This window comes from Burkholderia sp. FW306-1C-G01B (genome assembly GCF_058781685.1).
The window spans coordinates 66,312-92,646 of record NZ_JBYSWZ010000012.1 but is presented as its reverse complement, the minus strand read 5'-3'; the positions used below and the strand labels follow the sequence as shown (position 1 = coordinate 92,646).

The 26,335-nt window shown below is 63.8% G+C and carries 22 protein-coding genes and 3 pseudogenes; 15 read left to right on the top strand and 10 right to left on the bottom strand.

Annotated features, from left to right (window positions below):
- Positions 1–97 precede the first annotated feature (97 nt).
- The 8 genes and pseudogenes from AC3WLY_RS23490 to AC3WLY_RS23455 all read left to right on the top strand — a co-directional run.
- On the top strand, positions 98–1,180 hold the full coding sequence (locus AC3WLY_RS23490; RefSeq protein ID WP_492309765.1) for an alkene reductase: 1,083 nt from the start codon (positions 98–100) through the stop codon (positions 1,178–1,180).
- A 56-nt stretch (positions 1,181–1,236) separates the two neighbouring features.
- Complete coding sequence (locus AC3WLY_RS23485; protein WP_072440264.1) at positions 1,237–2,025, top strand: SDR family NAD(P)-dependent oxidoreductase; 789 nt, start codon at positions 1,237–1,239, stop codon at positions 2,023–2,025.
- 223 nt (positions 2,026–2,248) lie between these two features.
- Positions 2,249–2,938, top strand: coding sequence for an alpha/beta hydrolase (locus AC3WLY_RS23480; protein ID WP_425132394.1), 690 nt, complete (start codon positions 2,249–2,251; stop codon positions 2,936–2,938).
- 122 nt (positions 2,939–3,060) lie between these two features.
- Positions 3,061–4,311 (top strand): NADH:flavin oxidoreductase/NADH oxidase family protein, encoded by a 1,251-nt coding sequence (locus tag AC3WLY_RS23475; RefSeq protein WP_492309766.1) that lies wholly within the window; start codon positions 3,061–3,063, stop codon positions 4,309–4,311.
- Positions 4,312–4,357: 46 nt separating this feature from the next.
- Entirely contained in the window at positions 4,358–4,939 is a 582-nt protein-coding gene (locus AC3WLY_RS23470; protein ID WP_175960078.1) for a TetR/AcrR family transcriptional regulator, read from the top strand.
- A 70-nt stretch (positions 4,940–5,009) separates the two neighbouring features.
- A complete protein-coding gene (locus AC3WLY_RS23465) occupies positions 5,010–5,873 on the top strand; it encodes an alpha/beta fold hydrolase (RefSeq protein ID WP_492309767.1) in 864 nt (287 codons plus the stop codon).
- Positions 5,874–6,188: 315 nt separating this feature from the next.
- Positions 6,189–7,190, top strand: a complete 1,002-nt coding sequence (locus tag AC3WLY_RS23460; protein ID WP_492309768.1) for an NADP-dependent oxidoreductase — start codon at positions 6,189–6,191, stop codon at positions 7,188–7,190.
- Positions 7,191–7,565: 375 nt separating this feature from the next.
- Positions 7,566–7,985 (top strand): annotated as a pseudogene (locus AC3WLY_RS23455) (SDR family NAD(P)-dependent oxidoreductase); the annotation flags it as partial.
- Between the two features lie 308 nt (positions 7,986–8,293).
- Here the strand turns inward: AC3WLY_RS23455 and AC3WLY_RS23450 are convergent.
- Positions 8,294–8,974, bottom strand: a complete 681-nt coding sequence (locus AC3WLY_RS23450) for a glutathione S-transferase family protein (protein ID WP_175960082.1) — start codon at positions 8,972–8,974, stop codon at positions 8,294–8,296.
- A 160-nt stretch (positions 8,975–9,134) separates the two neighbouring features.
- Positions 9,135–9,887: an SDR family oxidoreductase gene (locus tag AC3WLY_RS23445; protein WP_175960211.1), complete on the bottom strand. Its 753-nt coding sequence runs from the start codon at positions 9,885–9,887 to the stop codon at positions 9,135–9,137.
- A 125-nt stretch (positions 9,888–10,012) separates the two neighbouring features.
- On the opposite strand from AC3WLY_RS23445, the gene AC3WLY_RS23440 reads away from it, so the two are divergent.
- Entirely contained in the window at positions 10,013–10,918 is a 906-nt protein-coding gene (locus AC3WLY_RS23440; RefSeq protein WP_492332721.1) for a LysR family transcriptional regulator, read from the top strand.
- A gap of 462 nt (positions 10,919–11,380) precedes the next feature.
- Here AC3WLY_RS23440 and AC3WLY_RS23435 read toward each other — a convergent pair whose 3' ends face one another.
- The gene (locus AC3WLY_RS23435) at positions 11,381–11,599 is read right to left on the bottom strand and encodes a hypothetical protein (RefSeq protein WP_492309769.1); all 219 of its coding nucleotides are present in this window, start codon (positions 11,597–11,599) and stop codon (positions 11,381–11,383) included.
- Between the two features lie 431 nt (positions 11,600–12,030).
- Here AC3WLY_RS23435 and AC3WLY_RS23430 point away from each other — a divergent pair, with 431 nt between their 5' ends.
- The 3 genes and pseudogenes from AC3WLY_RS23430 to AC3WLY_RS23420 all read left to right on the top strand — a co-directional run.
- A complete protein-coding gene (locus AC3WLY_RS23430; protein ID WP_492309770.1) occupies positions 12,031–13,221 on the top strand; it encodes a M20 aminoacylase family protein in 1,191 nt (396 codons plus the stop codon).
- A gap of 54 nt (positions 13,222–13,275) precedes the next feature.
- A complete protein-coding gene (locus AC3WLY_RS23425) occupies positions 13,276–14,598 on the top strand; it encodes an MFS transporter (protein ID WP_492309789.1) in 1,323 nt (440 codons plus the stop codon).
- 24 nt (positions 14,599–14,622) lie between these two features.
- Positions 14,623–14,799 (top strand): annotated as a pseudogene (locus tag AC3WLY_RS23420) (succinylglutamate desuccinylase); the annotation flags it as partial.
- A gap of 218 nt (positions 14,800–15,017) precedes the next feature.
- On the opposite strand, the gene AC3WLY_RS23415 reads toward AC3WLY_RS23420, so the two are convergent.
- The gene (locus tag AC3WLY_RS23415; protein WP_175960086.1) at positions 15,018–15,803 is read right to left on the bottom strand and encodes an IclR family transcriptional regulator; all 786 of its coding nucleotides are present in this window, start codon (positions 15,801–15,803) and stop codon (positions 15,018–15,020) included.
- Between the two features lie 261 nt (positions 15,804–16,064).
- Here AC3WLY_RS23415 and pcaF point away from each other — a divergent pair, with 261 nt between their 5' ends.
- Positions 16,065–17,267: a 3-oxoadipyl-CoA thiolase gene (gene pcaF / locus AC3WLY_RS23410; protein ID WP_492309771.1), complete on the top strand. Its 1,203-nt coding sequence runs from the start codon at positions 16,065–16,067 to the stop codon at positions 17,265–17,267.
- A 92-nt stretch (positions 17,268–17,359) separates the two neighbouring features.
- Here the strand turns inward: pcaF and AC3WLY_RS23405 are convergent, their stop codons facing one another.
- From AC3WLY_RS23405 to AC3WLY_RS23395, 3 genes and pseudogenes are all read right to left on the bottom strand, one after another.
- A complete protein-coding gene (locus AC3WLY_RS23405; protein WP_492309790.1) occupies positions 17,360–17,860 on the bottom strand; it encodes a 2-thiouracil desulfurase family protein in 501 nt (166 codons plus the stop codon).
- Between the two features lie 101 nt (positions 17,861–17,961).
- Positions 17,962–18,522, bottom strand: coding sequence for a GNAT family N-acetyltransferase (locus AC3WLY_RS23400; protein ID WP_492309772.1), 561 nt, complete (start codon positions 18,520–18,522; stop codon positions 17,962–17,964).
- A gap of 14 nt (positions 18,523–18,536) precedes the next feature.
- Positions 18,537–18,902 (bottom strand): annotated as a pseudogene (locus AC3WLY_RS23395) (class I SAM-dependent methyltransferase); the annotation flags it as partial.
- A gap of 323 nt (positions 18,903–19,225) precedes the next feature.
- Between AC3WLY_RS23395 and AC3WLY_RS23390 the strand changes: the two are divergent.
- Positions 19,226–20,770, top strand: coding sequence for a methyl-accepting chemotaxis protein (locus AC3WLY_RS23390; protein ID WP_492309773.1), 1,545 nt, complete (start codon positions 19,226–19,228; stop codon positions 20,768–20,770).
- 115 nt (positions 20,771–20,885) lie between these two features.
- On the opposite strand, the gene gabD is transcribed toward AC3WLY_RS23390, so the two are convergent.
- A complete protein-coding gene (gabD, locus tag AC3WLY_RS23385) occupies positions 20,886–22,355 on the bottom strand; it encodes an NADP-dependent succinate-semialdehyde dehydrogenase (protein ID WP_492309774.1) in 1,470 nt (489 codons plus the stop codon).
- An 85-nt stretch (positions 22,356–22,440) separates the two neighbouring features.
- A complete protein-coding gene (locus AC3WLY_RS23380; protein ID WP_310136570.1) occupies positions 22,441–23,724 on the bottom strand; it encodes a 4-aminobutyrate--2-oxoglutarate transaminase in 1,284 nt (427 codons plus the stop codon).
- Positions 23,725–23,850: 126 nt separating this feature from the next.
- On the opposite strand from AC3WLY_RS23380, the gene pdxR reads away from it, so the two are divergent.
- Positions 23,851–25,359 carry a MocR-like pyridoxine biosynthesis transcription factor PdxR gene (gene pdxR / locus AC3WLY_RS23375; protein WP_175960093.1) on the top strand — a complete coding sequence of 503 codons (1,509 nt, stop codon included), beginning with the start codon at positions 23,851–23,853 and terminating at the stop codon, positions 25,357–25,359.
- Between the two features lie 117 nt (positions 25,360–25,476).
- Here the strand turns inward: pdxR and AC3WLY_RS23370 are convergent, their stop codons facing one another.
- A complete protein-coding gene (locus tag AC3WLY_RS23370; protein ID WP_492309775.1) occupies positions 25,477–26,313 on the bottom strand; it encodes an EamA family transporter in 837 nt (278 codons plus the stop codon).
- Positions 26,314–26,335 lie beyond the last annotated feature (22 nt).

Here is a 26,335-nt window from a genome sequence, read left to right as displayed (position 1 = left end):
CTGACTATACATTGATGTTGGTCGTCATCAAAGTCTTGACACTTTTGATTATGGTCATCATCATTAACCCATTCCCGCCACCAGACGCTGGAACAACATGTCAGAGAAAACGCTTTTCGAGCCGTACGCCCTTGGTGGCCTGACGCTCGCCAATCGCATCGTCATGGCACCGCTGACCCGCAACCGTGCCGGCGCCGGGTTGGTGCCCAGCGAGCATGCCGCGACCTACTACGCCCAGCGTGCGTCGGCCGGCCTGATCATCACGGAGGCCACTCAGGTTTCGGCCCAGGCCCAGGGCTATCAGGACACTCCCGGCCTGTACACGCCCGAGCAGATCGCTGGCTGGCGGAAGGTCACGGACGCCGTACATGCCAAGGGTGGACGCATCTTCGTGCAGCTCTGGCATGTGGGCCGTGTCTCGCACACTGACCTGCAACCTGGCGGTACGGCGCCGGTCGCACCTTCCGCTATCCGCGCCGAGACGAAGACTTTCGTCAACAACGGATTTGCCGACGTGTCCGAACCACGCGCCCTGGAACTTGCCGAGCTGCCGGGCATCGTGAACGATTTTCGACAGGCTGCCGCCAACGCTATTGCCGCTGGTTTCGACGGAGTGGAAATTCACGGCGCCAACGGATATCTGCTGGAGCAGTTCATCAAGGACGGGGCCAACCATCGCACCGACGACTACGGCGGCTCGATCGAAAACCGTGCGCGCCTGCTGCTCGAGGTGGTCGCCGCAGTGGTCAAGGAAATCGGCGCCGAACGCACTGGCGTGCGCATCTCGCCCGTTTCGCCGGCCAACGGCATTTCCTGCAGCGATCCGCAAGCGCAGTACGACTACATCGCCGAACAACTCAGCGCCCAGGGCGTCGTCTATCTGCACGTAGTCGAAGGTGCGACTGGCGGCCCACGCGATATCGCCGCGTTCGACTATGACGCGCTGCGCCGCCGTTTCAAGCAGACCTATCTAGCCAACAACGGCTACGACTTGGAATTCGCCACCACTCAACTCAATGAGGGCAGGGCCGACCTGTTCGCGTTCGGCCGTCCGTTTATCAGCAACCCGGACCTGGTCGAACGCCTGCAGCACGGCGCACCCCTGACGCAGCTCAACCCGGCGACGCTCTATGGCGGCGGCGCTGTGGGCTACATCGATTATCCGACGATCTCCGGCTAAAGCTCGCGCCCTTGACTGAGTCTCCGCCAGAAGAACCCTTGCAAAGGAAAGTACCCATGACCACGCTTCCGACAGTCCTCATCACCGGCGCCTCCAGCGGCATCGGCGCCACCTACGCCGAGCGCTTCGCTCGGCGTGGCCATGACCTCGTCCTTGTCGCCCGTGACAAGGCGCGACTGGATGCCTTGGCAACGCGCCTGCGTGAGGAAAGCGGTGTGGCCGTAGAAGTGCTGCAGGCCGACCTGACCCAGTCCACCGATCTGTCCGCGCTCGAGGCGCGTCTGCGCGATGACGATCGGATAGGAATTCTAATAAACAATGCCGGTGTGGCTCAGTCTGGCGGCTTCCTGCAGCAAACCTCTGAAAGCATCGAACGCCTGATCACGCTCAACACCACGGCGCTGACGAGGCTTGCAGCCGCGGTCGCTCCACGCTTTGTGCAGTCCGGTAATGGCTCGATCGTCAACATTGGCTCGGTGGTAGGTTTCGCGCCCGAGTTCGGCATGTCGATCTACGGCGCGACCAAGGCATTCGTGCTGTTCCTGTCGCAGGGCCTGAACCTCGAATTGTCGCCCAAGGGCGTTTACGTGCAGGCGGTACTGCCGGCGGCGACCCGCACGGAGATCTGGGAGCGTGCCGGGGTCGACGTGAACACGCTTCCCGAAGTTATGGAAGTCGGAGAGCTGGTTGATGCGGCACTGATTGGGTTCGACCGTCGCGAACTGGTCACGATCCCGCCACTGCACGTAGCCGGACGATGGGACGCGCTGGATGGCGCTCGCCAGGGACTGATGTCGGACATTCGACAAGCACACGCGGCCGAGCGCTATCAGCTCAACGCCTGACTATTGCCGTTTCTGCCTTTGGCGAGCGTCAGGCTGTACCTGATCTGTAAGAAGCCGTTTTTTGCATCCCGACACTGCACCCTCTGGTTGTTTCAGGGGGCGCCGTGGTCTGTAAAGCAATTGCAGCAAACGGCGGAGCGACGAATACCACGAGGACTTTGCGCCCCAAGTGTTGGCATTTCTAGCGCATTGAAGCTGCGAAGCTGCCTCAACAGGTGAAAACATGATTGACAACCATATCACTACACCCACGCGCTTCGTGGATGTCGAAGGTACTCGATTCGCCTACCGCCGCTGGGGTAACGCAGATTCTTCGCAGCCGCCGTTACTGTTCCTGCAGCACTTCCGTGGGGGCATGGACAACTGGGATCCACTGATGACGGATGGTCTTGCGCAAAGCCGCGAAGTCATTCTCTACAACGGTCGCGGCGTCGCTTCCTCCGGCGGGCAACCACGAACGCGCATTGAGGACATGGCCGATGACGCAGCGGCCTTCGTTCGCGCACTCGGCTTGCAGCAAATCGACGTTCTGGGCTTTTCGTTGGGAGGGTTTCAGGCGCTGGACCTGACTTGGCGCCATCCCGAGCTCGTGCGCAAGCTGATGCTGCTGGGTACCGGGCCGCGCGGGGGAAATCCCGAAATGGAGCAGCGCGTGTTGACGACAGCGGTCAATCCGGTCCCTGCGTTCGAAGACTTCCTCTATCTGTTCTTCGGCCGATCAGCAGAGGCTGAGCAGGCAGCAAGGGCGTTCTGGGAGCGGCGTCATATGCGAGCCGACCAAGATCCGCCACCGTCCGATCGTTTGCGGGACTGGCAGCGACTCCTCGATTCACGCTCACCTTTACTAGTGCCGCCAAAGGCTTCGAGATTCTGTCGGACAAGGATGCCCAAGCGGCTTTCCTCAGGGGGGTGAGCAGTAAAGACCTGACCATCAGCGGCGACTTCCGGGAAGTGTTGTGGTTCCAGGGCCTTACGGCGTTCCTGCAGCCTCCGAAAGTCGTCTTGCCTTACGACCGCACCGTCTTCTGAGTTGCCATGAAACCCGATCTGCTTAACCAGCCGCTGCGCCTGCCCAATGGCAGCGCTCTGCGCAACCGGCTCGCCAAGGCCGCCATGAGTGAGACTCTGGGCACCTACGATAATCGCCCAACACCGGACCTGGTGCAGTTGTACCGACGCTGGGCTGCCTCGGGGCTCGGACTGATCATGACAGGCAACGTAATGATCGACCGCCGCGCCTTGGGCGAGCCTGGGAATGTCGTGATCGAAGACGAAGCAGACTTGCCCGTGCTGCGGCAGTGGGCGGAGGCTGCAACCGCGCAAGGGGTGTCGATCTGGGTGCAGCTTAACCATCCCGGAAAGCAGTCGACCAAGGGTTTGAACGCCTTCAACCTGGCGCCCTCTGCGGTTCCTTTCCGCGAGGACATGGCAGCATTCTTCGAGACACCGCGCGAAGCGACCACGTCCGAGATTCAAGAAATCATCGAACGCTTCGGGCGCAGTGCGGCTATTTGCAAGAAGGCTGGGTTCAGTGGCGTAGAGATCCATGGAGCACATGGTTATCTGATTAGCCAATTTCTTTCTCCGCACCATAACCGCCGCAGCGACGAATGGGGCGGCAGTCCCGAGAAGCGGCGCCGGTTCGTACTGGCCGTATATGCGGAAATCCGCCGGCAGGTCGGTCCAGACTTCCCGGTCGGCATCAAGCTCAATTCGGCCGACTTCCAGCGTGGTGGTCTTACGGAAGAAGAATCGATCGAGACAATCCGCGCGTTGACCGACGCGGGCATCGACCTGATCGAGATTTCTGGCGGTACCTATGAGGCGCCGGCCATGAGCGGGGCGATGCGAGAACCGAAGAAGGAATCCACCGCGGTCCGAGAAGCCTACTTCCTTGAATTTTCCCAGAAGGTGCGGGCAGCAGTCAAAGTGCCACTGATGGTGACCGGTGGTTTCCGAACGGCTGCCGGCATGAATGCGGCGCTGCACTCCAGCGCGCTGGATGTGGTGGGCTTGGCGCGTCTGCTCGCGATCGATCCTGATGCCCCCGTCGCGTTGCTTCAAGGGCGCGACAGCCTGCAGCAGGTGCACCCAATCAGTACCGGCCTCAAGACTGTCGATCGCATCGGAATCATGGAGGTGCTGTGGTACACGCGCCAGCTCAAGCGCATTGCGAGGGGTAGAGAACCGCGCCCCGACGAGAGCGGGCTTGCGGCATTCTTGAAGTCTGCATTCAGCAGCGGCTGGGGAACGTTTCGCACGCGTCGTTTGCGGGCGCGCAGTTGAGCGCCGAGGCGCTTGCGATTAGAAACTCATCGCTGATGAACGTCCTATGAAACGATCCGCCGCCCGATCAAAGGAAGCCACGCACGAGCGCATTGTCGACGCTGGCGCGCGCGTGATCCGCCGCAGCGGGTATGACGGCGTCGCCATTGGCGACATCATGAAGCACGCGGGCCTCACCCACGGTGGGTTTTACGGACATTTCGCTTCGAGAGAGGCAATGCTGGTCGAGTTGGCGGATCGGGCAGGCGCCGATGCCATCGCCACCTTTTTGCGCTGTACGGCCGCAGCGCCCGCCGAGCATTCCCTGCGGGCGCTCCTACGAGCTTATCTGTCCAAGGAGCACGTGAAAAACCCGGAGGTCGGTTGCCCAATCGCCGCCCTGGGAACGGAAATGCCGCGTCAGGCGCCGGCTGTACGACGCGCAATTACGCGTCGCATCAAAGAAATGATCGAAGTCGTCTCCCGCCAATCGGCCGATTGGGGTGAGCCCGATGCGCACAAGCGTGCCCTGGCGACCACAGCAACGATGATTGGGGCCGTGATCCTGGCGCGCGCTGTCGACGAAGAGCCGTTGTCCGAATCGATGCTTGAAGCAGCACTCGAGCATCTTGCTTGCGGCGCGGATTAAAGTCCGACTGCTTTTTTTTACCCGTCAGCATGATGCTCGACATATGAAAGTAGAACCCAAGGAGTCAATGATGAAGAGCATCAACCCAGACACCCAATCGGCCCCGTCGTTTGCTCGAGCACCGAACAACTTCGTCAAGGCGGCTGGCACTACCTTCGCCTACCGCGAACTCGGTCCGCACGGCGGAATTCCTTTAGTTTTGCTGAACCATTGGGGAGCCGTTCTGGATAACTTCGACCCGCGCATCGTCGACGGCTTGGCTCACAAGCGTCGCGTTATCACCATCGACTATCGAGGAATTGGCTTATCCGGCGGTATCGCGCCGGTGACCGTGGACGAGATGGCGCGCGACACCATCGCGGTGATTCGCGCAATGGGTTTTGATCGAGTCGACCTGCTTGGCTTCTCGCTCGGCGGATTCGTGGCGCAGGACGTGGCTCTCAAGGCGCCCGGCCTGGTGCGCAAGCTCATCCTCACTGGCACGGGTCCCGCCGGCGGTCACGGCATCGATCGTGTGGGTGCCGTGTCCTGGCCACTGATGCTCAAAGGCCTGCTAACGCTGCGCGATCCAAAGGCCTATCTGTTCTTCACCTCCACAACCAATGGCCGGCGTGCAGCAAGCGCCTTCTTGAAACGGTTGAAGGAACGTAAGACTGGCCGTGACAAGGGGCCTACACCTCGCGCCTTCCTTCATCAACTCAAGGCGATCAAGGCTTGGGGCCAGCAGGCGCCACAAGACCTCACCAACCTGCCCATCCCTGTCCTGATCGCCAATGGGGATAACGACATTATGGTACCCACCGCTTTGAGCCACGATATGGCCCGCCGCATCCCCCATGCACAACTCGTCATTTATCAGGACGCGGGCCATGGTGGAATTTTCCAGCATTACACCAACTTCGTACCTACGGCACTGGAGTTCCTATCGCAATGAATACTCTGTGGGGCAGCCACGTATGAAGCTTCTCGCGAACCCCAGCAGAGCGCGCATGATTCTCGACCAAAATTCGTCGACGACGCGCTTTGCCGAAAGCATCACCGAAATTTGGAGAAAGAAATGAAATCAGTCCGATTTCATAAGACCGGAGGCCCTGAAACCCTGGTGTATGAGGATGTGCCAGATCCCTCACTCGCCGACGACGAAGTTCTCATTCGCGTCGAAGCGGCTGGATAGTACCCCAGCCGTGGGCGTGAGCGCGGCTCAGTTCAGCGCCTTCACAATACAACGCAACATCGGAGTAAGAGCAACATGAAAGCACTCACATTCAAACGCTATGGCAAATCACCCGAGATTGGGTTCGCCGAAGTTCCGCGCCCCACACTAAAGCCCGACGAACTGCTGGTCGAGGTTCACGCCGCGGGGGTGAACCCGATCGATAACATGATTCCGACGGGAATTTTCAAACCCGTATTGAAGTTCCAACTGCCCGCGACTATGGGTAGCGACCTCGCTGGCATTGTGATCGATGTTGGCAGCCGCGTAACTCGTTTCAAGAAAGGCGACGCAATCTTTGCAAGTCTGTTCGACCTTGGAAGAGGATCTATCGCCGAATTCGCCGTTGTACCGGAGAGTGCAGCAGCCCCAAAACCGGTTAATCTCGACTTCGTGCAGGCCGCCTCAGTTCCAATGGTCGCACTCACTTCCTGGCAAGCGCTGAAGGAACGTGCCAATCTTCACGCGGGTCAGAAGGTGTTCATTCCTGCAGGATCTGGCGGTATTGGCACGTTTGCGATCCAATTGGCCAAGTATTTCGGTGCTAAAGTAGGGACCAACACCAGTACGGGTAATATCCCATTGGTTACAAGCCTGGGCGCGGACGAGGTAGTCGACTACAAGAAGCAAGAGTTCGAGAAAGTGCTGGGCGGCTACGATGTGGTGATTGGCACGATCAGGGGTGATGCGATTGAAAAGTCGATAGGAATCCTGAGTCAAGGAGGCAAGATCGTCTCTCTTATCGGGCCGCTGGACGCAGCGTTCGCCCGTGCTCGCGGGCTGAACTTCGTCCTGAGGTTCGTATTTGGCCTAATGAGTCGCAAGATCATGCGTCTCGCGAGAACGCGGGACGTCACCTACTCATTTCTCTTCGTACGCCCCGACGGTGCTCAACTTGCCGAGATTGGCAAACTGCTCAAGTCAGAACGCATCCATCCGGTGATTGACAAGGTATTTCCGTTTGAACAGGCAAAGGAAGCGCTTGAGTACCTAGCGCAAGGACGCGCCAAGGGTAAGGTCGTGGTCAAGATCAAGTAAGGTACCTAAGGGTTGAGTGTTGAGGCGTGCCGAGCTCGGGAATGATGTATGACTCTCAATACGCCTGCCCCTGGGCGAGTTGGCGTCAGGCGTTCGCAACGCCGAGCGTCGGGACGACTTCATTTCGCGGCACGTATGACGACATTTTCCCCTTCGGCGTCGGCTTCGGCCGGCGAAGTGACCTCCTTCTTTTGCAAACGATGACGATTTTGCGTTGGTCGATGCTCTCGAAGGGGCGTCTAACGCTGATACTGGGGAACCGAGCCACAACCTGTTCGTTGTGGAAGTGCCCACCAGATCAAAGACTTAGACGATCTAGCAGTTGGTTGTATTCAGATACAACGATTGTGACCGGCCGCCGCTACTTCGGGCGGCGGATCATCGGTGTGCTCCCAGCACGCCGCACGTCTGATGGTAAAGAATCGCTGGGGCCGCATAATCAATATCGCCTCGGTGGCGGGCATGCGAGCGGTCGGTAAAGGCCGCACGGCATACGGCACCTCGAAAGGGGCCGTTATTGCTTTAACCCGCCAGATGGCAGTGGAGCTCTGCGATTACGGCATTACAGCTAACGCAATCGCGCCAGGCCCAGTCGATACGCCTATGACCAAGGCGCTGCATAGTGAAGAGTTCCGCGCCGAATATTCAAATGCGATTCCTATGAAGCGCTACGGCACGACGTCGGAAATCGCTGCGGCGGTGTGCTATCTGGCGTCGGAGGAGGCGGGGTATACGAACGGAATTGTGCTTCCGGTGGACGGCGGATTCCTTGCGTGGGGAGCGGGTGCGGTTTGAACGGGACATGACGACGCTGGCTCGAAGCGCGTCAGAACAATCTGCTGGTTGCGACGTGGTTGTCGCTCGCCAATCGCCTTCAGCCGTCTCCGATATCAAGGCTCTGTGAATAATTTGCCCACCGAACGAATGCTCGATGACGATCATTCGACAATCGTCTTTCCGAGCACGCGAGGCGGTGGCATCTTTTAGCCGTGGTTCCCGAGAAGAACATTTGTTAGCTTCCGGCTGCGGCTATAAGGTCTCGGGATGGATTTGTAACGGAGGGGCGCGTTCCAATAGAGCACGTGAGGCGATGGGGACGCGTCCTACATTTTCTCGGCCAGCACAGCCTTTTGCCGTCGCAAGTGCGCTAGAAAATGGGCCTGATAATCTACAGAAACGGCGCCGATCACACTAGCTCTTCCTCGGAGATTTCTACGCCAGGCGTTGACTTTGGGAACGTCCGCGAAAATTGACGCGACACCATCTATCTCTAAGGTGTCGAAGTAGCGAAAGATGGGGGCAAAGACCGCGTCTACCATGCCAAAGGCCTCACCGTCGAAGTACGGACCGAAGCCTAGGACGTTTTCGAGTTGGACCAGCCGTTCTTTGAACGACGTGGCTTTTACTTCGGCGCTGGCATGGTCCTTGGCGTTCAAGTACCCCCACGCCTCGCCCAGGGTCGCTGAGCCAAATTCAATCCAGGCTCGATGCTTGGCGCGTGCCAATGGATTGGCCGGGTAGAGATGTGGGCCGGGTTGCGTTTCGTCCAGATATTCGCAAATCGCCATACTTTCAAACAAGATCTCTTCTTCGCCGTCGGGCTGCTGGATTTGGAGCAAAGGGACCTTGGCAGTCGGTGACAGTGCCAAAAACCAAGCCGGCTTGGCGTTGAGATCCACGTTGATACGCTCGAACGCAACTTGTTTTTCAAGCAAAACGATGGCGGCCCGCTGGACGAACGGGCACAGAGGGTGACTGATCAGAGTAAGCGAGGGCATTGTCATGTAAGGCTCGAATGGTCTGTCTGCAGCGGCAGTGCACCAGGATGTTTTCCGTGTCTCTGCTCTTTTTGCTTCGCGGGAGGGGAAAGCGTGATGCCGAACGCAGCACCTGCCACTCGTGCGCGAACAGAAGACGCTTTCCCCGGGCTCCGGCGTTGCTCGATCAGCGGTTGAGCATGCGACCGCCATCCACGACGATTTCCGATCCGACCGTCCAACGGGACTCGTCGGAGGCCAGGTACAGCACGGCTTTGGCCACCTCCTCCGGAGTACCGAAGCGGCCGAGTGGGATGGTGGCGGCAATATCCCTGTTGACTTGTTCGCGGTAGGCGTCGGGGATGCCGAGCTTGTCGTACAGCGGCGTGTCGACCGGGCCGGGGCTGACCGCATTGACGCGGACGCCGCGTCCAAGCAGTTCCGCCGAAAGCGTCTTCGACATATTCAGCACCGCAGCCTTGGTGGCCGCATAAACGGAGGAGCGCTCTGCGCCAACATGCGCACTGATGGACGTGTTGAGCACGACCGACGCCGGGCGAGCGAACACCGGCAGCAACGCCTGGAGCAAGAAGTACGGTCCCTTGACATTGACATCGAACGAGCGATCGAACATCTCTTCCGTCCATTCCTCGATCGGCAACCAGACGGATACACCAGCATTGAGAAAGGCAACGTCTAGTTGGCCATAGTGATCCTTGATGGCTTGTGCCAGTTCCTTTTGGGCAGCGACGCTGGCCGAGTCGGCCCGTAGAACCGGAACCTCGGGTCCAAGTTCGGCTTGCGCCTTGGCGATCGAATCGGGATTGACTCCCGTGACGACGACGCGGGCGCCCTCGGCCAAAAACTGCTTCGCGGTTTCCAGACCGATGCCGCTGGTGCCGCCGGTGATAAGGGTGCGTTTACCTTGCAAGCGCGACATTGACTTCTCCTGTAAGTGACAACCAACCGTGGTCGACAGGGAGAAATGTGCACCTATGCCGATGTGGCGATAAGATGTCTGCTTTGAATATATTTCATGCTTCTGTTGCATGAATTGGGGGCCGCGTGGACCGATTTCTCTTGATGACGTGTTTCGCACGGGCCGTCGAGACGGGGAGTTTTTCTGCTGCAGGGCGAGATTTGGGATTGGGCCAACCCAACGTCAGCCGCTATGTAGCCGCGCTGGAGGACCATCTCCAAACGCGGCTGCTGCACCGATCCACACGAAAGCTTGCCCTGACGCCCGAGGGTGAACGCTACTATGCAGATATCCGCCGGATTCTTGACGCGGTGGACGAATCTGAATCGTCTTTCAGGAACAGTGTCGATCCATCGGGACTCTTGCGCGTGGCCTGTCCCACGGCGTTAGCGCATGCATATGTGTTGCCTCAGGTCCCGGTCTTTCTGGAGCGGTATCCCAGATTGACGCTGGATCTTCAGATCAGCGATCGCTACGTGAACCTTGTAGACGAGGGAGTCGAGCTCGCGATTCGCATTGGACATCTGGAGGACAGTGCGCTACGCGCCAGGCGCATAGGAATGTACGAGCGTGTGGTCGTGGCCAGCAAGGACTATCTGGCGAAACGCGGAGTTCCGGACACACCTGATGACCTGCGCGAACATGATTGCGTGGTCTACACTTTGCTGTCGTCCGGTGCGACATGGCGCTTTCGTGACGCCGATATTCCGGTCTCTGGGAGATTGCGGGTCAACTCACCCGAGGCCGTTCGAGCAGCGGTCACAGCAGGGTTAGGGGTCGGGCATGGGCCGGAATGGCTGTTCGAGGAAGGGTTAAAAAGCGGTCGTTTGCAGTTAATTCTGACCGGGCACTTTGCTCCGGCCGTCCCTGTTCAGATTGTCTATGTTGCAAACAGGTTGCTTCCAACACGGGCCATAGTGTTTATTGAATTCATTTCCGACGTATTTTCAAGGATTTCGGCTTTCAACAAAATCGCATTTCCGAAGCCTTAGGGGATTGATTGCGGCCAATCTAGGAGCATCCAGCAGAACCGAAGCCCGCGAAGCTGCGTCCAGCATCTGGCGGTCGTGGATTCCGGGATAGATGAAGGCAGCTTCGTTATGCCGACAGTCGATGGAAGCGTAGCTTTCGCTCGGAATTCCAGAAACCTGATCGGTGTGTACCGTATCGGGGCAAACTACTCTCGAAGTCGCCGGCAAGGGAGGCGAACCAGCCTATTCATACTACGAGCTCGACCTCGGCGACACATGGATCGAAGGTCAACGTGACGACGGCGAATATTACTGGTAACCCGTTCATCCAGACGGTCAGCAGAAAAGGGGTTGTCAGACACTTCGTGTTCGGGGCGGGTCGAAAATCACACCGTTGGCCCGACGTCACGGGATGGTCGGCTCCGATCACATAGCAGCCTGCCGGAAAAATCGCCGCATCACATGCCGCAGGCGGGTCATCTCTCACACCATTCTGCAGCAAGCAGGGTCAGCTGCGGCGGACGCTATCAGATACTCGGCTTCTTCCTGCACGACGGACCATCCCTCGCGCAGCATCCGCACGACTTCGTCGACCACGTCATAGCTCAGTCCGCAGCACTCGATGTCCGTGACGCCCACGAGCGCGAGATCGGAGGCCGATGCTTCTCCAAAGGAAATTTTGAGGAACAGGGAATCCGCCATAGCGCCGGTTCGCAGGTAGCTCGGGAACCGCAAACCCATGTTTCAACGCCACCTTGTGCATCTCCTCGGGGCAGGTGCGGGGACGGAACTGGCCGAGCCACGCGCACTCCTCGGAATTGCCACTCTCGTTTTTCCACACGACTGCGTCGCCAGCGCCGCCGAAGCGCTCGTAGAGCAACTTGTGGCCCGCTTCGTGGTATGCGGTGTTTCGGAGTTCTCTGGCAGCTATCTGCTCTTCCGTGTAATCGATCGATCTAATCGAAGACTACACATACACGATCGCCCCCGTACTAACCCTGATTAATAAATCTTATCGCGGTGAAAAATTCCGCATCTTATTGAACCGATATCGGCTCGATATAGTGGCTCGCTTTCCCGCACGCGACCGTCCGCGTGCGGCTGACACGCTGACGATCAGCAGGAGCCGCTTGATGACCACCGACGTCCGATTCACCGAAATCGAGGATCTGATGCCCGCCGCCGGCGGGCTGCGCGAGATCCGTCACCACATCCATCACCATCCCGAACTTGCGTACGAAGAGCACGACACGGCCGCGCTCGTCGCGGACAAGCTCGGGCAATGGGGCTGGCAGGTGACGCGCGGGGTCGGCAAGACGGGCGTCGTCGGCACGCTGCGCGTGGGCGACGGCGCGCGCAGCATCGGCATTCGCGCCGACATGGATGCGCTGCCGATCGTCGAGGCGACCGGCCTGCCGTATGCGAGCGGCACGCACGGCAAGATGCACGCGTGCGGCCACGACGGCCACACGACGATGCTGCTCGGCGCCGCGCAGCATCTCGCGAAGACACGCAACTTTTCCGGCACCGTGCACCTGTATTTCCAGCCGGCCGAAGAGCACGGCGTCGACAGCGGCGCGAAGAAGATGATCGACGATGGCCTGTTCGAACGCTTCCCGTGCGATGCCGTGTTCGGCATGCACAACCATCCGGGCGCGGCGCCCGGCGTCTTCCTCACGCGGCGCGGCCCGTTCATGTCGGCCGGCGACAAGGCGATCATCACGATCGAAGGCGTCGGCGGCCACGCGGCGCGGCCGCACCTGACGGTCGACCCGGTCGTCGTCGCGGCGAGCATCGTGATGGCATTGCAGACGATCGTCGCGCGCAACGTCGACCCCGCACAGCCGGCGGTCGTCACGGTCGGCTCGATGCACGCGGGTACCGCGAACAACGTGATCCCGAACGGCGCGCGCCTCGAACTCAGCGTGCGCTCGTTCAGCCCCGACGTGCGCGCGCTGCTGAAGCGCCGCATCGTCGAACTGGCCGAAACGCAGGCCGCGAGCTACGGCGCGACCGCGAACGTCGAGTACATCGAAGGCTACCCGGTCGTCGTCAATACGGATGCCGAAACGGATTTCGCCGCGCAGGTCGCGCGCGAACTGGTCGGCGACGCGCACGTGGTCGAGCAGACCGACCTGCTGATGGGCAGCGAGGATTTCGCGTTCATGCTGCAGCAGCGGCCGGGCTCGTTCGTGCGGCTCGGCAACGGCGAAGGCGAGGACGGCTGCATGGTGCACAACCCGAAATACGACTTCAACGATCGCAACCTGCCGATCGGCGCGGCGTTCTGGACGCGTCTCGTGGAGCGTTACCTGGGGCGGTGATCGCGGTGGCGCGCGGCCGGCGCTTCCGGCCGTATTGAGAAGGAGACCGGAATGATGCAGAAAGACAATCTCGCACTGCACCCCGCACCGGCGGTGGCCGTCGAAGCCGGCGCACCCGCCGTCACGCGGCGCGGCGCCATCGCGGCGGCCGTGATCGGCAACTGGCTGGAATTCTTCGATTTCACCGTGTACGGCTTTTTCGCGGTGCTGATCGGCAAGCTGTTCTTCCCGTCGAGCGATTCGACCACGTCGCTGCTGCTGTCGGTCGCGACATTCGCCGCCGGTTTCTTCACGCGGCCGCTGGGCAGCGTCGTGCTCGGCGTCTACGCGGACCGCAAGGGGCGCAAGGCCGCGCTGAACCTGACGATCATGCTGATGGCGCTCGGCACGGGCCTGATCGCGATCGCGCCGACGTATGCGCAGGCGGGCATGGCCGCGCCGCTGCTCGTCGTGTTCGCGCGGCTGATGCAGGGCTTCTCGCAGGGCGGCGAATTCGGCGCGGCGACCACCACGCTGCTCGAACAGGGCGGCACGTCGCGCCGCGCGTTCCGCGCAAGCTGGCAGCTTGCGACGCAGGGCGGCGCCGCGTTGATGGGCTCGGGCTTCGCGGCGCTGCTGTCGAACACGATGACGAAGGATGCGCTCGAAAGCTGGGGCTGGCGGCTGCCGTTCCTCGTCGGCGTGCTGATCGCGCCGGTCGGCATGTATCTGCGCCGTCGGCTCGCGGACGATGCGCCCGGCGACAGCCATCATGCGATCGAGCGCGGCGTGCTGCACGAGCTGTTCTCGAAGCACACGCGCACGGTGCTGCTGCTGATGCTCACGGTGATGGGCGGCACGGTGTCGACCTACATCCTGACCTTCTACATGCCGACCTACGCGATCCATACGCTCGGCCTGCCGATGAAGCTGTCGATGTTCGTGGGCGTCGCGTCGGGCTGCGTGATGCTGGTCACGTGCCCGCTGTTCGGCTGGCTGTCGGACCGGATCGGCAGCCGGCGCCTGCCGATCTTCGTCGGCCGCGGCGTGCTGGTCGTACTGCTGTTCCCGGCGTTCTGGCTGATGAACCATCATCCGACGCTGTCGGTGATCCTGCCGCTGACCGCACTGATGCTGCTGTTCTATTCGCTCGGTTCGGCGTCGGAAATGGCGCTGATGTGCGAGTCGCTGCCGCGCCATGTGCGCGCGACGGGCATCTCGATCGCGTATGCGCTCGCGGTGACGATCTTCGGCGGCACCGCGCAATTCATCGCAACCTGGCTCGTGAAGACGACCGGCAGCAAGCTCGCGCCGGCCGGCTACGTGGCCGCGTGCGTGCTGCTGTCGCTGATCGCGGTCGCGATGCTGCGCGAGACGGCTCGGGAGTCGATGGACTGACGCGCGGAGTGACGGGCCGGCGGCGGCGATCCGCTGTTCGACATCGTCGATCCGCTGACGGATGCGATCACGACAATCTCGAGCGGGACCGACGGCGTGTTCTACATGCGGCGCGCGATCCGTTTCGTGACGGCCGGTGCGCCGCTCGGCCGCGTGACGGGCACGGTGCCGGTGCGCACGGGGATGTTGCTCGGCGCGTGAGGGACGCGGCGGGCACGGTGTCCGAGAGGCTCCGTGCATTTTCGTTCTCGTCAAATTGACCGGGCTTCCGCACGTCACTAAATTGAGCGGCGCGGAGTTTGCTCCGTGTTCCGTGAGAAGAACGTTGCAAGGGAGTCAGAGTTGGCGGGCAGCTTGCGCTGCCCGCTTTTTTTATGAGCGGATTGTCGTTTCACCGATACGACAATCGAGCTGGACGCTCACCCCCGTCGCGCCACCAGTTCCGACACCGTCTGCGCGGCCTGCTGCAGCGGCCCGAGAAACTCCTTCACCATCTGCTTCGCGGTATGCCGCTGCGCGTTGCCGCTGATGTTCATCGCCGCGATGATCTGCCCGCGCCGGTTGCGGATCGGCGCGGAGATCGACATCAGGCCCACTTCGAGTTCCTGGTCGACCACGGCCCAGCCTTGCTGGCGCACCTGTGCGATCGTCGCCTTCAGTTCGCCGAGGTCCGTGATCGTGCGCGGCGTGTGCGCGCGGATGTTGCTCTGCGCGAGCGTTTCGTCGAGCGCCGCGTCGTCGAGCGCGGACAGCAGCACGCGGCCCATCGACGTGCAGTACGCGGGCAGCCTGCTGCCGATCGACAGGTTGATCGTCATGATCTTGTGCGTCGGCACGCGCAGCACGTAGACGATCTCGGTGCGGTCGAGCACCGCGGCCGAGCAGCTTTCGTGGATCTGCGCGGACAACTGCTCCATCACGGGATCGGCGAGACTCCAGAACGGCATCGACGTCAGGTACGCGAAGCCGAGCTCGAGGATCTTCGGCGTGAGCCGGAACAGCCGGCCGTCGGCCTCGACGTAGCCGAGCGTCTGCAGCGTGAGCAGGATCCGGCGCGCGCCCGCGCGCGTCAGGCCGGTAGCCGACGCGACCTCGGTGAGCGTCTGCTCCGGACGCGCCGCGTCGAACGCGCGGATCACCGCGAGGCCGCGCGCGAACGACTGCACATAGGAGTCGCCGGGTTTCTGAGTGTCTTCGGTTGTCATGAGCGGGTGGAATATCGTGCAGCCGAGAAGATAGCGCATGGGGCCTGACACGCCAACCGCGCGGCGGACCAGGCGCTTGACAGGTCGTCCCCGCACTCCCTATGATGCATTGGACGTTCGATACACGATCTTATGTTCGTATATAGAACATTTAAGCGCATCCCGGCGGGTTATGCAAGGGGCGCGCCCCGTTCATTTCCCAGCCTTGCATGTGGCCGCAATCGGCGCTAATGCGCCCACGCCGGCCAACCGGAGACACTGATGACCGAAGCTTTTCTGTGTGATGCGATCCGTACCCCTATCGGCCGTTACGGCGGCGCGCTGTCCGGCGTGCGCGCCGACGACCTGGGCGCGGTGCCGCTCAAGGCGCTCGTCGAGCGCAACCGCGACGTCGACTGGACGGCGATCGACGACGTGATCTACGGCTGCGCGAACCAGGCCGGCGAGGACAACCGCAACGTCGCGCGCATGTCGCTGCTGCTCGCGGGCCTGCCGCAGGGCGTGCCGGGTTCGACGATCAACCGGCTGTGCGGTTCCGGGATGGATGCGGTCGGTGTGGCCGCCCGTGCGATCAAGTCGGGCGAGGCCGCGCTGATGGTCGCGGGCGGCGTCGAGAGCATGACGCGCGCGCCGTTCGTGATGGGCAAGGCCGCCAGCGCGTTCGCACGCCAGGCCGACATCTTCGATACGACGATCGGCTGGCGCTTCGTCAATCCGCTGATGAAACAGCTTCACGGCGTCGATTCGATGCCGGAGACGGCCGAGAACGTCGCGGTCGACTACAACGTCAGCCGCGCCGACCAGGACCTGTTCGCGCTGCGCAGCCAGCAGAAGGCCGCGCGTGCGCAGCGGGACGGCACGCTCGCCGAGGAAATCGTCGCCGTCACGATTGCGCAGAAGAAGGGCGATCCGGTCGTGGTGTCGCGCGACGAGCATCCGCGCGAGACGTCGCTCGAAACCCTCGCGAAGCTGAAGGGCGTCGTGCGCCCGGACGGCTCTGTAACGGCCGGCAACGCGTCGGGCGTCAACGACGGCGCCGCTGCGCTGCTGCTCGCGAACGAGGAAACCGCGAAGCGCTTCGGTCTCACGCCGCGCGCACGCGTGCTGGGCATCGCGACCGCCGGCGTCGCGCCGCGCGTGATGGGCATCGGCCCCGCGCCGGCCACGCAGAAGCTGCTCGCGCGGCTCGGGATGACGATCGACCAGTTCGACGTGATCGAGCTGAACGAGGCGTTCGCGTCGCAGGGTCTCGCGGTGCTGCGCATGCTCGGCGTCGCCGACGACGATCCGCGCGTGAACCCGAACGGCGGCGCGATCGCGCTGGGCCATCCGCTCGGCGCATCGGGCGCGCGTCTCGTGACGACCGCGATGTACCAGCTTCATCGCACGAACGGCCGCTTTGCGCTGTGCACGATGTGTATCGGCGTGGGCCAGGGCATCGCGATCGCGATCGAACGCGTCTGACCCGCGTGACGCGGCGAAGCGGCCGGACATGCGCCGCTTCGCCGTTCCCTGAGCAATGCGCGGCACGACAATCGTCGTGCCGCGCATTGTCGTTAACCGGCCTGCGATATCTGCCTGAGGCGTGCGTCGAGCGCGTCGATCTCGGTGTCCGCGAACACCTCGATGCCGTGCTGGCGAAGCAACGCCGCCGTGACGCCGGCCCCCGCATGCCGCCGGTTCGCGAAACTCCCGTCGTAAATGAAGGTGCTGCCGCACGACGGACTGCCGTCGGCCAGGATCGCGAAGCGGCAATCGTGCGCGCGTGCGAGTGCCAGCGCGGTTTGCGCGCCGCAGACGAACGGCGCTGTCACGTCGGTTCCGTTCACGTCGACGATGCGTGCGGCGCCCGACAGAACCCGCTGCCCCGATTCACCATCCGCGATTTCGGCGGGTGGGCGCGGCACGCCGAAGCCGCCCGCCAGCTCGGGGCAGACGGGAACGAGACGCCCTTCGCGCTGCCACCGTTCGAGCGCCTCGTGCGCGGCGGTTTTGGCCGAGCCGTTGTAACGCACCGGATGACCGACCACGCACATGCTGACGAGGATTTTCGGCATGGCCTGCGGCTGCGGTTCGTTCTGCAATTTCGTTCTCCGTGTCGGCCGATGGCGGCTGTGGCAAAGCGGGAAATTCTACGCGTCACCCGCATGCCGGTGCGTCAGGCCATCGGCCCTTCCAGATGAATGTCTTCCGGCTCGAGCGCGTACAGCGCCGGGTCGGGCGACGCGCTGACCGTGAAGCCGAGCCGCAGGTAGAAGTCGATCGTGCGCTGCGACGGCGTCGCCGACACATACAGGCGTTCGGCGCCCATCGCGCGCGCCTGCGCGTGGGCCGCGCGGTAGAGCTGCTCGCCGAGCCCGCAGCTGCGCCAGTCGCGGCTCACATGCAGGAACTTCAGTTGCAGCATGTCGTGACACGGGCCGACCGGCCGGCTGTCGACGACGACCGCCGCGACCAGCCGCGCGCCGTCGAACATGCCGCGGAACCAGCCGCCGCGATCGTGGCAGTCGAGCAGGATCGGCGTGTAGTGGTCGGCTTCGCCGGCGGGCCAGCCGCCGACATCGTAGAACTCGGGAACGAGATGCAGCGCGCCGTCGCGCAGCACATACAGGTGGTCGATGATCTCGCGCCGGTCGATGGTCCACACGAGTGGCACCTCGTCGCGTGCGAGCGTGCGTGCGCAAAGCGCGTCGCGTTCGGCGATGGTACGGCGCGTCATGCGGCCGCCCGGTGCGCGGCGATCCCGCGCGCCCATGCGTTCTGGCCCGGCAGCCAGTAGATCGCACCGTACGACGTGGACACGCGCTCGAAGCGCTCGCCGCGCGCAGCGGCTTCGGGCATCCGGTCGAGCGCGTCGGCGCGTTCGAACCGCGCGGGCAGGCCCGCGTCGGCCGGCAGTTGCCGCGCGAAGCCGATCGCTTCGTCGGCGATGTCGACGCCCGTCGCGTCCGCGCCGTCGCCGAGCAGTTCGCGTTCTTCCGGAAACAGTGTCGAGCCGCCATGGCGGAAAAAGTCGGCCTGATCGCCTTTATGGCTGTTATGCGCGACCGTCGCCGTATTCCATGGCAGCCGATCCAGTTCGTGCAATGCCTTTTTCATCGAATTCGAATACTGGTTGAATTGAGCAGAATAGACCGAATTGTTTCGCTGCTTGCAACGGATGCCGGTATTGACACGCCGTGGACACGCCGTGCGGCGAGTTGTGACATGCGGACCGGCATGCGCGGCGACTATCGCCGGATTATTTGATCGAAATCATGGTGCAGGCCGAATTGCATATTTTATGTGAGGAATGGGTAAGGTTTTCCGCCGGATTGCCGACAGTAAAAATGAAGACCGTCGTAAAGCGATAAACCGTTTTTCGGCTACTGAGCGCGATTTCAGCGCGACGCGGACGACAGATCCGCCTTTCGGAGCCTTGCATGCGCAACAACCAGCCCGTTACCCAACAAGAATTCGATTTTCCCGACGACGTCACGCTGATGTCGACGACCGATGCCGACGGCACCATCACGTACGCGAACACGACGTTCGCACAGGTGAGCGGCTTCTCGAACGAGGAGCTCGTCGGCCAGCCGCACAACGCGGTGCGCCATCCGGACATGCCGAAGGAGGCATTCGCCGACATGTGGGCGACGCTCCGGCGCGGCGAGCCGTGGACCGCGCTCGTGAAGAACCGCCGCAAGAACGGCGATCATTACTGGGTGCGCGCGAACGCGATCCCGGTGATGCGCAACGGCGAGCCGCAGGGTTACATGTCGGTGCGCACGAGGGCGCCGCGCGACGAGTCCGAGGCGGCCGATGCACTGTATCGCGCGTTTCGTGAAGGCAAGGCCGGCCAGCGCCGGTTCCACAAGGGGCTCGTCATCCGCACCGGGCTGCTGCGCATTGCGTCGCTGTCGCAGACGATGTCGGTGCGTGCGCGCGTTCATTCGGCGCTATGCGTACTGGCGCCGGCTGTCATCGGCGCGGGCTGGGCATGCGGGCTGGCCGGCGCCGGGCTCGCGGCGTTTGCCGGCGTGACGGTCGGCGTGGCGGCGGCGGCCGGGCTGTGGCTCGACGCACAGATCGTGCGGCCGCTGCAGCAGCTGCACGACCAGGCGCTGAACGTCGCGACCGGCGAGAGCCGGCGCGGCGTGCGGATGAACCGCGTCGACGAGATCGGCATGACGCTGCGCACGCTCAACCAGCTCGGGCTGATGTTCCGCTGGCTCGTCGACGACGTCAGCGAACAGGTGCACAACGTACAGCGCGCGAGCAACGAGATCGCGCAGGGCAACAACGACCTGAGCGCGCGCACCGAGCAGGCGGCGTCGAGCGTGCAGCAGACCGCCGCGTCGATGGCCGAGATGACGGCGACCGTCGACAGCAACGCGGAAACCGCGCTGCAGGCCAACCGCCTCGCGGTGTCGGCGAGCGATGCTGCCGAGCGCGGCGGAAAGGCGGTGAGCGAAGTCGTCGCGACGATGAACGACATCACCGACAGCTCGCGCAAGATCGCCGACATCATCGGCGTGATCGACGGCATCGCGTTCCAGACCAACATCCTCGCGCTGAATGCGGCGGTCGAGGCCGCGCGTGCGGGCGAACAGGGGCGCGGCTTCGCGGTGGTCGCGGGCGAAGTGCGGGCGCTCGCGCAGCGCAGCGCGAACGCGGCGAAGGAGATCAAGACACTGATCGGCGCGAGCGTCGAGCGGGTCGAGTCGGGCGCGCGGATCGTCGACGGCGCGGGCAAGACGATGGAGGACATCGTCACGCAGGTGAAGCGCGTGTCGGACCTGATCGCGGAGATCAGCTCGTCGACGGCCGAGCAAAGCACGGGGGTCGCGCAGGTCGATCAGGCGGTCGTGCACCTGGACAACATCACGCAGCAGAACGCGGCGCTCGTCGAGCAGAGCACGGCGGCGTCGCAGAGCCTGAAACAGCAGGCGACGCGGCTCGTGGATGCGGTGAACGTGTTCCGCTGATCGCGGGGAGGAGAGGCGACGCGGGCGCGGCGGAGAGGGGCACCGGCCCGCGTCGGACCGCCCGGTTCCGGCCGGGCGGTCAGGGCCCGTCACCGAAGCGACAGGCCCTGAACCGTCACACGGCGAGGCAGAGGTACTTGATCACGACGTAGTCGTCGATGCCGTAGTGCGAGCCTTCGCGGCCGAGGCCCGACTGCTTGACGCCGCCGAACGGCGCGACTTCGTTCGAGATCAGGCCCGTGTTCACGCCGACCATCCCGTATTCGAGCGCTTCGGCGACCTTCCACACGCGGCCGATGTCGCGGCTGAAGAAATACGCGGCCAGACCGAACTCGGTGTCGTTCGCGAGGCGGATCACCTCGTCGTCGCTGCCGAACTTGAACAGCGGCGCGAGCGGCCCGAACGTCTCTTCCTTCGCGACCTTCATCGCTGGCGTGACACCCGTCAGCACGGTCGGCTCGAAGAAGCCGTGGCCGAGCGCGTGGCGCTTGCCGCCCGTCACGACGGTCGCGCCCTTCGCGAGCGCGTCCTCGATGTGCGCCTCGACCTTCAGCACGGCCGCTTCGTTGATCAGCGGGCCTTGCGTCACGCCCGGCTCGGTGCCTCGCCCGACCTTCAGCTGGCCGACCGCCGCCGCGAGCTTCTGCGCGAACTGGTCGTACACGGCTTCATGCACGTAGAAGCGGTTCGTGCACACGCAGGTCTGGCCGCTGTTGCGGTACTTCGATGCGATCGCGCCCTGCACGGCCGCATCGAGATCGGCGTCGTCGAACACGATGAACGGCGCGTTGCCGCCGAGCTCCAGCGACACCTTCTTGACCGTCGCCGCGCATTGCGCCATCAGCAGGCGGCCGACCGGCGTCGAGCCGGTGAACGACAGCTTGCGCACGATCGGGTTCGACGTCAGTTCGCCGCCGATCGCCTTCGGATCTCCCGTGACGACGCTGAACACGCCGGCCGGCACGCCCGCGCGCTCGGCCAGCACGGCCATCGCGAGCGCGGAGAACGGCGTTGCCTCTGCCGGCTTCACGACGATCGGGCAGCCTGCTGCGAGCGCCGGGCCGACCTTGCGCGTAATCATCGCCGCCGGGAAGTTCCACGGCGTGATCGCCGCGCATACGCCGATCGCTTCCTTCGTCACGACGATGCGCTTGTCGCTCGCCGGCGTCGGGATCGTGTCGCCGTACACGCGCTTGCCTTCTTCCGCGAACCACTCGAGGAACGACGCCGCGTAGCCGATCTCGCCCTTCGCCTCGGCCAGCGACTTGCCCTGCTCGGTCGTCAGGATCAGCGCGAGGTCGTCGGCGTTTTCCATCATCAGGTCGTGCCACTTGCGCAGGATGACCGCGCGTTCCTTCGCGGTCTTCTTGCGCCACGCCGGCCATGCGGCGTTCGCGGCGTCGATCGCGCGACGCGTCTCTGCCGAGCCCATCGCGGGCACGGTGCCGAGCAGGCCGCCCGTCGCCGGATTGCGGACTTCGAACGTTTCGCCGTTCGATGCGTTTTGCCATTCGCCGTTGACGTACGCCTGCTGGCGGAACAGCGACGGATCTTTCAGTGCCAGGGTTTCCTGAACCGTGCTCATGTGTATGTAGCCTGCGTTGAAGATGAAGGACGAAACGGCCGCCGCCGTCCTGACGATGGCGGCGGCACATTCAGTTGACGGGAACTCAGGCCGGCACGCCGACCGTTTCCTTCAGCACTTCCTCGAGGATCACGAGCGCTTCGTCGAACACGGCCTGCGGGATCGTCAGCGGGAACAGGAAGCGCACGACGTTCGAGTACACGCCGCACACGAGCAGCAGCAAGCCGCGCTCGAGCGCACGCGCCTGCACGCGCTTCGTGAATTCCGCGTCCGGCTCGCCCGAGCCCGGCTTCAGGAACTCGACCGCGACCATCGCGCCCGGGCCGCGCACGTCGGCGATCTGCGGCACGTCGGCCTGCAGCGCGTTCAGCTTCGCCTTCAGCACGTCGCCGAGTTGCGTGGCGCGCTCGCACAGCTGCTCTTCGTCGATGATCTCGAGCACCGCGTGCGCCGACGCGACCGCCAGCGGGTTGCCCGCGTACGTGCCGCCGAGGCCGCCGGGCGCTGCCGCGTCCATCACGTCCGCACGGCCGACGACGCCCGACAGCGGCATGCCGCCCGCGAGGCTCTTCGCCATCGTGATCAGGTCGGCCAGCACGTCGTAGTGCTGCATCGCGAACAGCTTGCCGGTACGCGCGAAGCCGGTCTGGACTTCGTCGGCGATCAGCAGGATGCCGTGTTCGTTACAGATCTTGCGCAGCGCGCGCACGAATTCGGCCGGCGCCGGGTTGAAGCCGCCTTCGCCCTGGACCGGTTCGAAGATGATCGCGGCGACGCGCTTCGGATCGATGTCGGCCTTGAACAGCATCTCGATCGCCTTGATCGAGTCGGCCGTCGTCACGCCGTGCAGCGCGGTCGGGTACGGTGCGTGGAACACGTCGCCCGGGAACGGGCCGAAGTTCAGCTTGTACGGGGCGACCTTGCCGGTCAGCGCCATGCCCATCATCGTGCGGCCGTGGAAGCCGCCCGAGAACGCGATGACGCCCGGCCGGCCGGTGGCGGCGCGCGCGATCTTGATTGCGTTCTCGACGGCTTCGGCGCCGGTCGTGAAGAACGCGGTCTTCTTCGGGAAGTCGCCCGGCGCGCGTGCGTTGATCTTCTCGGCCAGCTCGACGTACGACGCGTACGGGACGATCTGGTAAGCGGTGTGCGTGAAGTTGTTCAGCTGATCCGAGATCGCCTTGACGATCTTCGGGTGGCGGTGGCCCGTGTTCAGCACCGCGATGCCGGCGGCGAAATCGATGAAGCGGCGGCCTTCGACATCCCACAGTTCCGCGTTCTCGGCGCGGGCTGCGTAGAAATCGCACATCACGCCGACGCCGCGCGGGGTAGCGGCGTTCTTGCGGGCCTGCAGGTCGGCATTCTTCACGGTCATCTCCTTGATGTTCTTTCCGGTGAGTAGAAAATCGGGCGCGTTGACAGCCCATGGAGGCGACTATAATCACATTTGGCTCTGGCAATCAGAGCCATTTCAATAAATATTCAGGAGCCAATCATGCGCGCGAGCGTGTTGTCGGACTGGCTGGCACAGCGCCTCGTGCGCGGCGGCGAACAGCCGATCTACCGGCAGCTTCACCGGCTGCTGCAACAGGCGATCCTGTCGCGCGAACTGCCGGCCGGCACGCGCGTGCCGTCGTCGCGGCTGCTGGCCGCCGAGCTCGGGATCGCGCGCAACACGGTCACGCAGGTTTACGAACAGCTTGCGCTCGAAGGTTATGTGAACTCGGCGACGGGCCGCGGCACGTTCGTCGCCGACAGCGCGCCGGACGAGATCGTCGGTGCGCCGCCCGACGCGGCGGCCGGCCCGGCCGTCGTGGCGCCGTCCGCGCGACGGCTGTCCGCACGCGGCACGCGGCTGGTCGAAGGGGCCGGCGTGTCGAAGCGCCAGGGCGGCGCGTTCATGCCGGGCGTGCCCGATGTGTCGCGATTTCCGGCGCGCGTGTGGACGCGGCTGCACAACAAGTACTGGCGGCGCCTGCGCCCCGACCTGCTGACCTATGCGCCGGGCGGCGGGCTCGCGCTGCTGCGCGAGGCGCTGGCCGACTACCTGCGCACGTCGCGCTCGGTGCGCTGCACGCCCGAGCAGATCGTGATCACGACCGGCATCCACCAGTCGATCGACCTCGCGGTGCGGCTGCTGACCGACCCGGGCGACGCGATCTGGACCGAGGACCCGTGCTACTGGGGCGTGCGCAGCGTGCTGAACGTGTCAGGGCTGACCACGCGGCCGATCCCGGTCGACGACGAAGGCATCGCGCCGTCGGCCGCCGATCTCGCCGAACCGCCGAAGCTGATGCTCGTCACGCCGTCGCACCAGTATCCGCTCGGGATGGTGATGAGCCTCGCGCGGCGGCGGATGCTGCTCGAATACGCGCGCCAGCACGGCTGCTGGATCATCGAGGACGACTACGACAGCGAATTCCGCTACGGCAGCCGGCCGCTCGCGTCGCTACAGGGCCTCGATACGGCCGGGCAGGTGATCTACGTTGGCAGTTTCGGCAAGACGCTGTTCCCCGGGCTGCGGGTCGGCTACCTGGTCGCGCCGGAGCCGCTCGCGGAAAGCTTCGCGACCGCGAGCGCCGAGCTGTATCGCGAAGGACAGTTGCTGCAGCAGGCCGTGCTCGCCGAATTCATCGCGGAAGGGCATTTCGTGTCGCATATCCGCAAGATGCGCACGCTGTACGGGCAACGCCGCGAGGTATTGCTCGATGCGGTCGCGCGCCGCTACGGCGACACGCTGCAGGCGCTCGGCAGCGACGCGGGGCTGCATCTCGTCACGCAATTGCCGGAAGGTGTCGACGATCGCGCGGTCGCGCAGGCCGCGCTCGAACGCAATATCGTCGTGCGGCCGCTGTCCGGCTATTACGCGGATCGCGGGCGCGCGGCGTCGGGGCTGCTGCTCGGCTATGCATGCGTGCCGGAGGACGAGATCGCGCCGGCATTCGCGACGCTCGCCGAGGCGATCGACGAGCGGGCGTTCGGCGGGGTGGCGGTGGCTGCTTGATGGTCGATGGTGTCGCTGCGTCGCGGAGCAGTGCGAGTCGATCGCCACCGTCTCCCCGCGGCGCGGATGGAACGTACGGGCGGGCGGTGGTGCGACGAAGGTCGTCGGCCCGCGCGCCTACAACCGGATCAGCGCCGCACCCGCCACGACCAGCGCGCACGCGGCGAGCCGCTGCGCGCCGGGCCGCTCGCGCATCACGAACCAGCCGATCGCGACCGCGAAGATCGAACTCGTTTCGCGCAGCGCCGACACGGTTGCGACCGGCAGGTGCCGGTACGCGAGGATCACGATCGCATACGCGGCGAGCGAGATCGTGCCGGCGATCGCACCCTGCTTGAGCGCGGTGCGCGAGCCGAGCACCGCGCGCGGGCCGCCGCGCATCGCGCAGACGAGCACGAGCTGCGGCACGCTCCACAGCAGGTACACCCACGCAATGTAGCCGAGCGCGCTGCCGGATACGCGCGAGCCGATCCCGTCGCAGATCGAATACGCGGCGATGAACACGCCCGTGAGCAGCGCATACGGCACGCCTTCCCCGGAGAACCTGAAGCCGCGGCGCAGCGCGAGCGACATGATGCCGAACGACACGAGCGCGATGCCGGCGAAGCCGAACGGCGTCGGCCGCTCGTGCAGCACCGCGAACGCGAGCACCGATACGAGCAGCGGCGACATCCCGCGCGCAATCGGATAGATCTGCCCGAACTCGCCGCTGCGGTATGCGCGCGCGAGCGTGAAGCAGTACGCGACCTCGAGCGCGGCCGATGCGACGACATACGGCCAGGCGGCGGGCACCGGCGCGGGCAACAGCGCGGCGCCGGCGATGCCGAACGCGAGATACGGCAGCGACATCGTGCCGAGCTGCACGAGCCGGTCCTCGCTGACGTGCAGAAACGCGTTCCAGATGGCGTGCAGCAGCGCGGAGCACAGCACGAGGCCGATGAACAGGTGATCCATGAATGAAGGGGCGGACGAAGGC

Bases quoted from the DNA above. Each gene is read 5' to 3' on its own strand.
- AC3WLY_RS23490 (WP_492309765.1), top strand. From the start codon at position 98: ATGTCAGAGAAAACGCTTTTCGAGCCGTACGCCCTTGGTGGCCTGACG.
- AC3WLY_RS23485 (WP_072440264.1), top strand. From the start codon at position 1,237: ATGACCACGCTTCCGACAGTCCTCATCACCGGCGCCTCCAGCGGCATC.
- AC3WLY_RS23480 (WP_425132394.1), top strand. From the start codon at position 2,249: ATGATTGACAACCATATCACTACACCCACGCGCTTCGTGGATGTCGAA.
- AC3WLY_RS23475 (WP_492309766.1), top strand. From the start codon at position 3,061: ATGAAACCCGATCTGCTTAACCAGCCGCTGCGCCTGCCCAATGGCAGC.
- AC3WLY_RS23470 (WP_175960078.1), top strand. From the start codon at position 4,358: ATGAAACGATCCGCCGCCCGATCAAAGGAAGCCACGCACGAGCGCATT.
- AC3WLY_RS23465 (WP_492309767.1), top strand. From the start codon at position 5,010: ATGAAGAGCATCAACCCAGACACCCAATCGGCCCCGTCGTTTGCTCGA.
- AC3WLY_RS23460 (WP_492309768.1), top strand. From the start codon at position 6,189: ATGAAAGCACTCACATTCAAACGCTATGGCAAATCACCCGAGATTGGG.
- AC3WLY_RS23450 (WP_175960082.1), bottom strand. From the start codon at position 8,974: ATGACAATGCCCTCGCTTACTCTGATCAGTCACCCTCTGTGCCCGTTC.
- AC3WLY_RS23445 (WP_175960211.1), bottom strand. From the start codon at position 9,887: ATGTCGCGCTTGCAAGGTAAACGCACCCTTATCACCGGCGGCACCAGC.
- AC3WLY_RS23435 (WP_492309769.1), bottom strand. From the start codon at position 11,599: ATGGCGGATTCCCTGTTCCTCAAAATTTCCTTTGGAGAAGCATCGGCC.
- AC3WLY_RS23430 (WP_492309770.1), top strand. From the start codon at position 12,031: ATGACCACCGACGTCCGATTCACCGAAATCGAGGATCTGATGCCCGCC.
- AC3WLY_RS23425 (WP_492309789.1), top strand. From the start codon at position 13,276: ATGCAGAAAGACAATCTCGCACTGCACCCCGCACCGGCGGTGGCCGTC.
- AC3WLY_RS23415 (WP_175960086.1), bottom strand. From the start codon at position 15,803: ATGACAACCGAAGACACTCAGAAACCCGGCGACTCCTATGTGCAGTCG.
- pcaF (WP_492309771.1), top strand. From the start codon at position 16,065: ATGACCGAAGCTTTTCTGTGTGATGCGATCCGTACCCCTATCGGCCGT.
- AC3WLY_RS23405 (WP_492309790.1), bottom strand. From the start codon at position 17,860: ATGCCGAAAATCCTCGTCAGCATGTGCGTGGTCGGTCATCCGGTGCGT.
- AC3WLY_RS23400 (WP_492309772.1), bottom strand. From the start codon at position 18,522: ATGACGCGCCGTACCATCGCCGAACGCGACGCGCTTTGCGCACGCACG.
- AC3WLY_RS23390 (WP_492309773.1), top strand. From the start codon at position 19,226: ATGCGCAACAACCAGCCCGTTACCCAACAAGAATTCGATTTTCCCGAC.
- gabD (WP_492309774.1), bottom strand. From the start codon at position 22,355: ATGAGCACGGTTCAGGAAACCCTGGCACTGAAAGATCCGTCGCTGTTC.
- pdxR (WP_175960093.1), top strand. From the start codon at position 23,851: ATGCGCGCGAGCGTGTTGTCGGACTGGCTGGCACAGCGCCTCGTGCGC.
- AC3WLY_RS23370 (WP_492309775.1), bottom strand. From the start codon at position 26,313: ATGGATCACCTGTTCATCGGCCTCGTGCTGTGCTCCGCGCTGCTGCAC.